At 68.2% G+C, this 10,069-nt stretch carries 8 protein-coding genes; 4 read left to right on the top strand and 4 right to left on the bottom strand.

Annotation, left to right across the window (positions count from 1 at the left end; translation table 11 throughout):
• Positions 1-121 precede the first annotated feature (121 nt).
• The 3 genes from EOW66_RS07550 to EOW66_RS07540 all read right to left on the bottom strand — a co-directional run bounded on the left by EOW66_RS07550 (position 122) and on the right by EOW66_RS07540 (position 3,514).
• Entirely contained in the window at positions 122-1,609 is a 1,488-nt protein-coding gene (locus EOW66_RS07550; RefSeq protein WP_128155804.1) for a sialate O-acetylesterase, read from the bottom strand.
• 103 nt (positions 1,610-1,712) lie between these two features.
• On the bottom strand, positions 1,713-2,492 hold the full coding sequence (locus tag EOW66_RS07545; protein WP_128155803.1) for a hypothetical protein: 780 nt from the start codon (positions 2,490-2,492) through the stop codon (positions 1,713-1,715).
• Complete coding sequence (locus tag EOW66_RS07540) at positions 2,489-3,514, bottom strand: GSCFA domain-containing protein (protein WP_164881059.1); 1,026 nt, start codon at positions 3,512-3,514, stop codon at positions 2,489-2,491. The genes EOW66_RS07545 and EOW66_RS07540 overlap by 4 nt, the downstream gene beginning before the upstream one ends.
• Before the next feature lie 257 nt (positions 3,515-3,771).
• On the opposite strand from EOW66_RS07540, the gene EOW66_RS07535 reads away from it, so the two are divergent.
• The 3 genes from EOW66_RS07535 to EOW66_RS07525 are packed head-to-tail and all read left to right on the top strand — an operon-like array spanning position 3,772 to position 6,379.
• Positions 3,772-4,575: a UDP-2,3-diacylglucosamine diphosphatase gene (locus tag EOW66_RS07535; protein WP_128155801.1), complete on the top strand. Its 804-nt coding sequence runs from the start codon at positions 3,772-3,774 to the stop codon at positions 4,573-4,575.
• Complete coding sequence (locus EOW66_RS07530) at positions 4,572-5,705, top strand: ceramide glucosyltransferase (RefSeq protein WP_128155800.1); 1,134 nt, start codon at positions 4,572-4,574, stop codon at positions 5,703-5,705. The genes EOW66_RS07535 and EOW66_RS07530 overlap by 4 nt, the downstream gene beginning before the upstream one ends.
• Positions 5,702-6,379, top strand: a complete 678-nt coding sequence (locus EOW66_RS07525) for a glycosyltransferase family 2 protein (RefSeq protein ID WP_128155799.1) — start codon at positions 5,702-5,704, stop codon at positions 6,377-6,379. Before EOW66_RS07530 ends, EOW66_RS07525 begins: the two co-directional genes overlap by 4 nt.
• A gap of 75 nt (positions 6,380-6,454) precedes the next feature.
• Here EOW66_RS07525 and ccrA read toward each other — a convergent pair whose 3' ends face one another.
• Positions 6,455-7,747 (bottom strand): crotonyl-CoA carboxylase/reductase, encoded by a 1,293-nt coding sequence (ccrA, locus tag EOW66_RS07520; RefSeq protein ID WP_113899986.1) that lies wholly within the window; start codon positions 7,745-7,747, stop codon positions 6,455-6,457.
• A gap of 328 nt (positions 7,748-8,075) precedes the next feature.
• Here ccrA and EOW66_RS07515 point away from each other — a divergent pair, with 328 nt between their 5' ends.
• Positions 8,076-10,049, top strand: coding sequence for a protein meaA (locus EOW66_RS07515; RefSeq protein WP_128155798.1), 1,974 nt, complete (start codon positions 8,076-8,078; stop codon positions 10,047-10,049).
• Positions 10,050-10,069 lie beyond the last annotated feature (20 nt).

The following is a 10,069-nucleotide window of genomic DNA, read 5'->3' as shown; positions in this document are numbered from 1 at the left end:
GCCCCGAGGCGGCGGCCGATCGCATCGCCTGGCTCGTCGGCGCGGCGCGCCGGCTCGGGGCGACCGGCGTTGCGCTGAAGGACGAAAGCGCCGCCGCAGCCCTGCCTGCTGGCTGACCGGCTCAGGCGAGCAGGTCATAGGTCTGCCCCCCGATCTGCAGCCAGAGGTGATCCTGCGCCGCGCCATCGGTCAGGGTCCAGACCGGCTCGCCCGAACGGGTGTCGATGATCTGCACCTCGGCGATGGCCGCGTTGCCGGCCCCCGGAACAGAGGTGACGCGCAAGTCGAAATCACCGACCGAGGCGGAACTGTCCCTGAAGATCAGCACGTCGTGCTGGTCCCCGTTGTAATCGGCGATGCGGTCGCAGCCCGCGGCCGCGGTGCCGTCGTGATAGAAGCGGTCCGCGCCCCAGCCGCCGCGCAGCAGGTCATCCCCGTTGCCACCATTGAGGAAATCGGTGCCATTGCCGCCGACGAGCGTGTCATTGCCTGCCCCGCCCAGCAGCGTGTCATTGCCGGCATCGCCCCAGAGCCGATCCCTGCCGTTGCCGCCTGCGAGCCGGTCGGCGCCATAGCCGCCGCGCAGCGTGTCGTTGCCGCCGCCGCCGAAAACCGTATCCGCACCGGCGGCTCCGGCGATCCAGTCGCGCCCGGCATTGCCGGTGAGCTGATTGCCGAGGGCGTTGCCGGTGATGTGCCGCCCGGCCCGGCCGATCACCGTCAGCGCCTCGACCTGCGGCGCCCAGAGGGACATGTCGTAGCTGCTGTGCGCCCGGATCAGGTCGGCGCCGCCGCCCGCCGCCTCGATCACCAGCGTCCGGGGGGAGAGGACGGTATAGGTGTCGTCGCCGCCGAAGCCGGCGAAGGCGAGGGGCGGGATCTCCGGGCTGTGGCTGCCGGTTGCCGAGGGCATCCGCACCGGGGTGAACACATCATCCCCGTCGGTTCCCATGGTCACCCGCGCGGCCGCGGCGGCGGTGCCCGAGAGCAGGCTGTCGGCAGTGGCGGTGACCAGCGCATTCACCAGCGCCTGGCTGTAATGCAGCGCATCGACAAACATCGCGCCGGGGCGGATGCCCGCCTGCGCCGCGACGAGATCGACATTCAGCAGCTGCACCCGGTCGTCCGCGGCGGCCAGCGCCTGCTGCTCGCCGATGATCGTCGACCAGGCGTCGCGGGCCGCCGCGGGCGCATAGCCGGAGAGCTGCAGCGTCGCCACGTCGAAATCATAGAACGCCGCATCCCGGCCGGCGAAACCGTCATGCAGATGCGCCTCGATCCGGTCGAAGAGCGCCTCGGCCCTTTCCGCATAAAGGCTGCTGCGGGCACAGGCGAGCGTATCGGCCTCGCCCTGCACCCAGATGATCCCCTCGAGATGAGCACTGCCATCGCGCCGCAGCGCCGTATCGAGCGCGTCGAGCAGGTCTTTGGGCAGGTCGTTGCGCTGATACCAGTCGGTGTCTCCGCCCCGCCCCCAGGTCAGCGGCGCCCCCGCATCGGCGACGGTGAGCACGGTGCAGCCCGGGTCGCGCGCCCGCAACTCGGCGGCCATCTCCTCGGCGATGTTGTTGGCGTTGCTCTGCCCCGCGATGATGTAAATTCCGGACATGGCGCATCTCCTGCTGCAGGGAGAGACTGCGCCTTGTGCGGTTAATGGTTTCCTATTTGTTCCCCCTTCGCCGCCCGGGATTTATCGCGCTTTTTAATCGACTTCACGCCTCGAGGGTGTCGAGGATCTGCCCCAGAATGCGCGTGCCGAAGGCCGCATTGGCATGGAGGAAATCCCCCTTCGGCTGCAGTTTGTCGATGTCGATCAGCCGCTTGGCCTGGGTGGTGAAGGCCTCGGGCGTGAGGATGAAATCGACCGTCGTGTCCTCGGGCTGGGGCAGGAAGTGCGCGCCGAGATCTGCGAAAGTGCGGGTCGCGACATCGGCGAAACCTGCCGCGGCGCGGGGCGCGATGCGGCCGCGGATCGCGCGCAGGAAGCCCGCCCCGGCCGTCGCCATCGTCCTGAGTCGTTCCGACGGGAACGGCTGCGGCACGACGAGCATCGGCCGCGCGCCGAGCCCCGGCAGGGCCTGCAGCGCCGCCACCATCTGCCCGCCGTTCGAGGCGCGCAGCCCGTCGGCCAGCGCCGCCTGCAGGCAGCGTTCGGTGATCTCCTGCGCGCCGCGGCGGTTCGGGTCGGGCCAGCCGAGCACGTGACACTTGTTCAGGATCGAGATCATCAGGAAGGGGCTGACCTCGGCACCGATCACCACGCGGGCGTCATAATCCGCCAGATCGAAGCTGTCCTTCAGCCCGAGCCGGGCGAGATAGCCGCGGAAATCGTCATTGCCGGCCTCGATCCTTGTGCCGTCGATGCGGTAGTCCTTCACCCCGCTGCCGCCGCGCACGAAGAAGTCGATCTGGTGCGGAGAGCTTTCCTGCACCTGTTTCCATGCCTCGATCAGGCTGGCGGAATGCGAATTGCCGGTGACGAAGATCTTCATGTGCGCAACGCGTCCAGCAGGATTTCGTCGCACACGGTGTCGGGCTCTTCGGCGGCCACCTCGGGCAGCGTGCGGCTCAGCCCCGGGTGGGCGGCGAAGAAGGTTGTCATGATCTCGGTCACCACCTCGCCCTTCACCTCGCGCTGGCTGGCGTCGAAGGCGTCGCGCAGAAGCGGGTTCGCAGTGGCGATCTCGTAGGCGGGGAAATAGTCGCAGCCGGGCAGGGTGGTGACGACCTCGTCAACGGCGGCGCGCAGCACCGATTTCGAGCGGATCGTCGCCGGCAGCACATGGCCGCCGGTCGCGGTGGCGGCAAGCGGCACCGGCGAGACGGTGAAGAGGAAGCGCAGGTCGGGGGCGTGGGTGCGCACCAGCGCGATGAAGCGCGTCAGCTCCGACACCACCTCGCTGACCCCGGTGTTGTGGAAGCGGTGCTCGGGCGCGCCGAAGGCCGGGTCGACCGTCGCCGGGCAGAGCTGATAGACGGTGCCGGTCTCGGCATGTTCCCAGCGTTCCGTCAGCCCGAGGGTGAAGACGAAGACCGAGGCCTCGGTGAACAGCCGCCGCACCTGACGCAGGTGTGAGCGCCGCGCCGTCACCACATCGGCGCGGCGGGCAAAGCCGCCGGGCTCGATCCGCGGCCGCAGCCCATCGAACCAGGCGCCGTCCTTGGTCCACAGCGCATCCTCGCGCACATGGTCGGAAAAGGCATCCTCGGCCAGCTGCAGCAGCTGCGCGGTGGTGTAGATATTGCCGTAGCGCGCCGAATAGAGCCCATAGCCGAAGCCGATCCCGGTCGCCTCGCTCATCCCCGGGGGGGCGGGTTCGAGGTCGAGGAACCGTGCGTCCGACCGCTTCAGCTCGCGCCCGATCTTCTGCGCGAAACAGCTGCCCGCGGTGGCGATTGGCTCGCCCGCCGTGATCGTCACCGCGGGCCGGTAGATCTCGGCAAAATCGAAGCGCGGGCGGCGCAGGCAGCGCCTCCAGAAGCAGCGGTCGGGCAGGTCTGAATAGAAGGACATCGGCGGGACAGTCCCGAAATCGTGGATCAAAGGATTTCCCGCAGAAGGCCATGGAAATCGCGCGGTTTCAAGGTGCTGGCGGCAGATGGCGCGTTCGTGTAAGAGGCGATTGACAAGTCTTCCATTCGTGTCACGCTTGCGTGTGACACAGGAAAGCCGTTGCTGCGCCGCAGAAACTGTCACATAGTTTTGTCGAACTGACATGAAACCGTATCGCTTGCGGCGCATTGGGGGTCAGGAAGCAAAAGGAAGCTGTCATGCCTGAAACCGCTCCCCAGACGATGCGCAAGAGCTATCGCACCCTCTTCGTGTCGGATCTGCATCTCGGGTCCCGGGGCAGCCGGGCAGCGCGCTTCCTCGATTTCCTGAACCGGACCGACGCCGAGACGATCTATCTGGTGGGCGACATCCTCGACATCTGGCACCCCGGGCGGGTGCACTGGGGCGAGACGCATGACGCGATCATCGAAGAGCTGAGCACGCGGGCGCGCGCGGGCGTGCGGGTGGTCTATCTGCCCGGCAATCACGATGCCGCGCTGCGTCTGCACGAGGGGCCGATGTTCGGTGCCTTCGAGCTGCGCGAGACCGACGTGCACAAGGCGGCGGACGGCATGCGCTATCTGATCCTGCACGGCGACCAGTGCGATGCGCGGATCTTTCGGTGGCATGTGATGACCCGGATCGGCAGCCGCGCCGATGCCGCGCTGCGCGCCGCCGACCAGTGGCTGAAACTACACCTGCACCGGACCTCGGAACGCGGGTTGTTCGAGCTTGCCATCATGGGCGTGAACGCGCTGATGCTGGTGGGCAACAAGTTCGAGGAACGGCTTTCGGCGCTGGCGCGCGAGCGCGGCCACGACGGGGTGATCTGCGGCCATTACCACAAGGCGGCGCTGCATCACCGCGACGGGCTGGTCTATGCGAATTGCGGCGACTGGGTCGATAACCAGACCGCCCTCGTCGAAACCGCGGACGGTTCGCTGAAGATGCTGGCCTGGTCGGGCGAGACGCAGAGCGCCGAGCTCTGGACCCCCGCCGCCGAGCGGAGCCGCCGTGCATGACCGCGCTTGTCATCCTGCTGTCGGTCTTCGTGGCGGTGACGCTGGCGCTGCATCTTGCCTCGGCCGCGCTGACGGCGCGCCGCTATCTGCATCTCACGCCCGTGCGCCCGATCCCCGGCCGGCCGCTGGTCAGCCTGATCCGCCCGGTCTGCGGCCTTGACCTGCATGACGAGGAGACGCTCGGTTCGTCCTTCCGGCTGAGCTGGCGCGACCTCGAGGTGATCTTCTGTGCCGCGCATGAAAGCGATCCGGCGGTGCCGCTGGTGCGCCGGCTGATCGCCGAGAACCCGCAGGTGAAGGCGCAGTTGCTGATCGGCGAAAGCGGGCTGAGCGGCAATCCGAAGCTCAATAACCTCGAGAAGGGCTGGCGGGTCAGCCGCGGCGCCTTCGTCGCGATGACCGATTCCAACCTGCTGCTGCCGCCCGACTATATCGAGCGGCTGCTCTCGGTCTGGCGGCCCGACACCGGGCTGGTGTCCTGCCCGCCGGTCGGCATCCGCGGCGAGGGGATGGGCGGGGCGCTCGAATGCGCCTTCCTGAACAGCTTCCAGGCGCGCTGGCAGCTGGCGGCCGACAGCCTCGGCCTTGGCTTTGCGCAGGGCAAGACCCTGTTCTGGCGCCGCGACGTGCTCGAGCGCGCCGGCGGGCTCGTGGCGCTTGGCCGCGATCTGGCCGAGGATGTCGCCTCGACCAAGGCGGTGCGCGGGCAGGGGCTGGTGGTGCGTCTGGCGCGCGAGCCCTTCGCCCAGCCGATCGGGCCGCGCAGCCTGCGCGCGGTCTGGGACCGGCAGCTGCGCTGGGCGCGGGTGCGGCGCGACGGCTTCCCGGGCCTGTTCGTGGCCGAGATCCTGCTCGGCCCCTGGCCGCCGGTCGCGGCGCTGATCGCCCTTGGCGGGCTTGCCGGGCTCGGCTGGGCGCTGCCCTTCCTCGCGCTCTGGTATGGCGCCGAGATCGCGCTGTGCCGCATCGCCGGCTGGCCCTGCGGGCCGCGCGACATCGCCGCGATGGTGCTGCGCGACCTGCTGCTGGCACCGCTCTGGGTCACCACCTGGGCGCGGCGCGGTTTTGAGTGGCGCGGCACCGCGATGGGCGGGCTCGAGACCGCGCCGGCCGGGGGCGCCGAGGCATGAGCCGGCGCCTCAGCTGCGTGATTCCCGCCTTCAACGAGGCGCCGCGCATCGCCACCGTGCTGCGCGAGGTGCTGGGCCACCCGGCGATCGACGAGGTGATCGTGGTCGACGATGGCTCGTCCGACGGCACCGCGGATGCCGCCGCCGCGGTCGAGGGCGCGCGGCTGATCCGCCTGCCCGAGAACCGCGGCAAGAGCTGGGCGGTCTCGGTCGGCATCGAGGCGGCGACGCACGAGCTTGTCATGCTGATCGACAGCGACCTGATCGGCCTTGGCCCGACCGCGCTCGAGGCGCTGATCGCGCCGGTGCGCGAGGGGCGGGCCGATGTCTCGATCAGCCTGCGCGGCAATTCCCCCTGGCCCTGGCGGGCGATCGGGCTTGATTACATCTCGGGCGAGAGGGTGATGCCGAAGGCGCTGATCGGCGAGACCGCGGCGCTGCGCACGCTGCCGCGCTTCGGGCTCGAGGTCTATCTGAACCGGCGCTGGATCGGCCTGCGGCAGCGCATCGCCGTGGTCCGCTGGCCCGAGGTCGCGAGCCCCTGGAAGGGGGCGAAGCGCGGCCGCTGGGAAGGTCTCAAGGCCGACGCCCGGATGCTTGCCGACATGTTCCGCACCGTGCCGCTGCATGCCGCCGCGGCGCAGATCCTGGCGATGCGCCGGTTGCGCGCCTGACAGCTCGACCTGCCGAAACGGAACCCCCCGCGGCCTTGCGGACGCGGGGGGCTGTTTCTGCGCGGGCCGTTTGGCTCAGCGGTTCTGGCTGGCCTCGAGCGCATCCTCGAAGGTGCGCAGCCCGGTGCGCGGCGCCTGCACCAGCACCGCCATGTTGCCGGGCTTGTGCTGGTTGCGCAGCATCTTGGTATGCGCCTTCGGGATCTCGTCCCAGGGGAAGACCTCGGACATGCACGGGTCGATGCGGCGCTCGATCATCAGCTTGTTCGCCGCCGAAGCCTGCTTCAGATGGGCGAAGTGGCTGCCCTGCAGGCGCTTCTGGTGCATCCACATGTAGCGCACGTCGAAGGTGCAGTTGAAGCCCGAGGTGCCGGCGCAGATCACCACCATGCCGCCCTTCTTGCACACCAGCGTCGAGACCGGGAAGGTCGCCTCGCCGGGGTGTTCGAAGACCATGTCAACGCTCACGCCCTTGCCGGTGATGTCCCAGATCGCCTTGCCGAACTTGCGCGCTTCCTTCAGCCACACGTTGTACTCTTCCGAGTTCACCTTCGGCAGCTGACCCCAGCACTTGAAGTCCTTGCGGTTGATTACGCCCTTGGCGCCGAGCGACATCACGAAGTCGCGCTTGTCCTCGTCCGAGATCACCCCGATCGCCGAGGCGCCGGCCGCGTTCACCAGCTGGATCGCGAAGGAGCCAAGCCCGCCCGAGGCGCCCCAGACCAGCACGTTCTGGCCCGGCTTCAGGTCATGCGGTTCGTGGCCGAAAAGCATCCGGTAGGCGGTGGCGAGGGTCAGCGTGTAGCAGGCCGATTCCTCCCAGGTCAGGTGCTTCGGCCGCGGCATCAGCTGCTGCGCCTGCACGCGGGTGAACTGCGCAAACGAGCCGTCGTTCGTCTCGTAGCCCCAGATCCGCTGGCTGGGCGAGAACATCGGGTCGCCGCCGTTGCATTCCTCGTCGTCGCCGTCATCCTGGTTGCAGTGGATCACGACCTCGTCGCCCACCTTCCAGCGCTTCACCTTGTCGCCGACCTTCCACACGATGCCGGCGGCGTCGGAGCCGGCGATGTGATAGGGCTGCTTGTGGCCGTCGAAGGGCGACACCGGGATGCCGAGACCGGCCCAGACCCCGTTGTAGTTCACCCCCGCGGCCATCACCAGAACCAGCACCTCGTTGCTGTCGATCTCCCAGGTCGGCACGACTTCGACCTGGAACGACTGCTCGGGCTCGCCGTGACGCTCGCGGCGGATCGCCCAGGCGTACATGTTCTTCGGAACATAGCCGAGGGGCGGCATCTCGCCGATTTCGTAGAGGTCCTTCTCGGGGGCGTCATAAGGGGCGATCCCGGTGTTCACGTCGAGGGCCATGAGCATCTCCTGTTGTCGTCGCCGCGCCGCAGAATCAGGCGGGGATTGCAGAACGAAATAATCTTGCTTGCGCAACAATGCAATGCTCGAAGTTGTGATTTTGTAATTTTGTGTCCCTCCCGTTTCGACGCGGAGCCGAAACCGGCAAGTCCATGCTGCACAAGCAAAAGGATCGCTGCGCGGCCAGCAGGGCCTGCCGCAATCGGGCCGGGGGTTGTCCCGTCGCGCCGCGCTGCAGCGAATTGACAGGGACACATTCTTTCGCATATCAGGTCTCGAACGGCAATTTTCTTGCCCATCGTGAATCGCCCCAGCCCCGGAGGCCGCCATGACCGAGATCCAGAAACCCGCCAAGGACAAGCCCTGGCTGTTCCGCACCTACGCGGGCCACTCCACGGCCGCGAAATCGAACGAGCTTTACCGGATGAACCTCGCGAAGGGGCAGACGGGGCTTTCGGTGGCCTTCGACCTGCCGACCCAGACCGGCTATGATTCGGATCACGTGCTCGCGCGCGGCGAGGTCGGCAAGGTTGGCGTGCCGGTCTGCCATCTGGGCGACATGCGCGCGCTGTTCCATGAGATCCCGCTCGAGCAGATGAACACCTCGATGACGATCAACGCCACGGCGCCCTGGCTGCTCGCGCTCTATATCGCGGTCGCCGAGGAGCAGGGCGCGGACGTCTCGAAGCTGCAGGGCACGGTGCAGAACGACCTGGTGAAGGAATACCTCAGCCGCGGCACCTATATCTGCCCGCCGAAGCCCTCGCTCGCGATGATCACCGACGTCGCCGCCTATACGCGCGAGCACCTGCCGAAGTGGAACCCGATGAACGTCTGTTCCTACCACCTGCAGGAGGCCGGCGCGACGCCCGAGCAGGAGCTGGCCTTCGCGCTGGCGACCGGCATCGCGGTGCTGGACGATCTGAAGAAGAAGGTGCCGGCCGAGGGCTTCCCGGCGATGGTCGGCCGGATCTCGTTCTTCGTGAACGCCGGCATCCGCTTCGTCACCGAGATGTGCAAGATGCGCGCCTTCACCGAGCTCTGGGACGAGATCTGCCTCGAGCGTTACGGTATCGAGGAAGAGAAATACCGCCGCTTCCGCTATGGCGTGCAGGTGAACAGCCTCGGCCTGACCGAGCAGCAGCCGGAAAACAACGTCTACCGCATCCTGATCGAGATGCTCGCGGTGACGCTGTCGAAGAACGCCCGCGCCCGCGCCGTGCAGCTGCCGGCCTGGAACGAGGCGCTCGGCCTGCCGCGGCCCTGGGATCAGCAATGGTCGCTGCGCATGCAGCAGATCATGGCCTACGAGACCGACCTGCTCGAATATGGCGATCTCTTCGACGGCAACCCGGCGGTGACGGCGAAGGTCGAAGAGCTGAAGGCCGGCGCGCGGCAGGAGCTCGAGACCCTCGACGCCATGGGCGGCGCGATCGCGGCGATCGACTACATGAAGGCGCGGCTCGTCGACTCGAACGCCGCCCGCATCAACCGGATCGAGGCGAACGAGACCATCGTCGTCGGCGTGAACCGCTGGCAGCAGGGCGAACCCTCGCCGCTCACTGCGGGCGATGGCGGCATCATGGTCGTCGATCCGGCGGTCGAGGCCGATCAGGTCGGCCGGCTTACCGCCTGGCGCGCGGCGCGCGACGCGGCGGCGGTGCAGGCGGCGCTCGCTCAGCTTTCGGACGATGCCAAGGCCGGGCGCAACATCATGCCCGCCTCGATCGCCGCGGCGAAGGCCGGCACCACCACCGGCGAATGGGCCGGCGTGATGCGCGCGGTGCATGGCGAATACCGCGGCCCGACCGGCGTCTCGCGCGCGCCCTCGAACAAGACCGAGGGGCTCGACGAGATCCGCGCTGCGGTCGATGCGGTCAGCTCGCAGCTTGGCCGGCGGCTGAAGTTCCTGGTCGGCAAGCCGGGGCTCGATGGGCACAGCAACGGTGCCGAGCAGATCGCCTTCCGCGCCCGCGACTGCGGCATGGACATCACCTATGACGGCATCCGCCTGACGCCCGAGCAGATCGTCGCGAAGGCGGTCGAGGACGAGGCGCATGTGGTCGGTCTCTCGATCCTCTCGGGCAGCCACATTCCGCTGATCGAGGAGCTGATGGGGCGGATGCGCGCCGCCGGGCTCGACCATGTGCCGGTGGTCGTCGGCGGCATCATCCCCGACGAGGATGCGGTGAAGCTGAAGGGCTTCGGCGTGGCGCGGGTCTATACGCCGAAGGATTTCGAGCTGAACCGGATCATGATGGACATCGTCGCGCTGGTCACCCCGGCCTCGCGCGCGGCCTGACACGGTGCCGGGGGCTTTCT

Origin of the sequence: Paenirhodobacter huangdaonensis (assembly GCF_004022465.1) — a bacterium.
In the GTDB taxonomy this organism is placed as follows: domain Bacteria; phylum Pseudomonadota; class Alphaproteobacteria; order Rhodobacterales; family Rhodobacteraceae; genus Rhodobacter; species Rhodobacter huangdaonensis.
Note: the sequence above shows the minus strand (reverse complement) of the source record. Positions and strands in the feature narration are given on the sequence as shown.

Bases quoted from the DNA above. Each gene is read 5' to 3' on its own strand.
- EOW66_RS07550 (WP_128155804.1), bottom strand. From the start codon at position 1,609: ATGTCCGGAATTTACATCATCGCGGGGCAGAGCAACGCCAACAACATC.
- EOW66_RS07545 (WP_128155803.1), bottom strand. From the start codon at position 2,492: ATGAAGATCTTCGTCACCGGCAATTCGCATTCCGCCAGCCTGATCGAG.
- EOW66_RS07540 (WP_164881059.1), bottom strand. From the start codon at position 3,514: ATGTCCTTCTATTCAGACCTGCCCGACCGCTGCTTCTGGAGGCGCTGC.
- EOW66_RS07535 (WP_128155801.1), top strand. From the start codon at position 3,772: ATGCCTGAAACCGCTCCCCAGACGATGCGCAAGAGCTATCGCACCCTC.
- EOW66_RS07530 (WP_128155800.1), top strand. From the start codon at position 4,572: ATGACCGCGCTTGTCATCCTGCTGTCGGTCTTCGTGGCGGTGACGCTG.
- EOW66_RS07525 (WP_128155799.1), top strand. From the start codon at position 5,702: ATGAGCCGGCGCCTCAGCTGCGTGATTCCCGCCTTCAACGAGGCGCCG.
- ccrA (WP_113899986.1), bottom strand. From the start codon at position 7,747: ATGGCCCTCGACGTGAACACCGGGATCGCCCCTTATGACGCCCCCGAG.
- EOW66_RS07515 (WP_128155798.1), top strand. From the start codon at position 8,076: ATGACCGAGATCCAGAAACCCGCCAAGGACAAGCCCTGGCTGTTCCGC.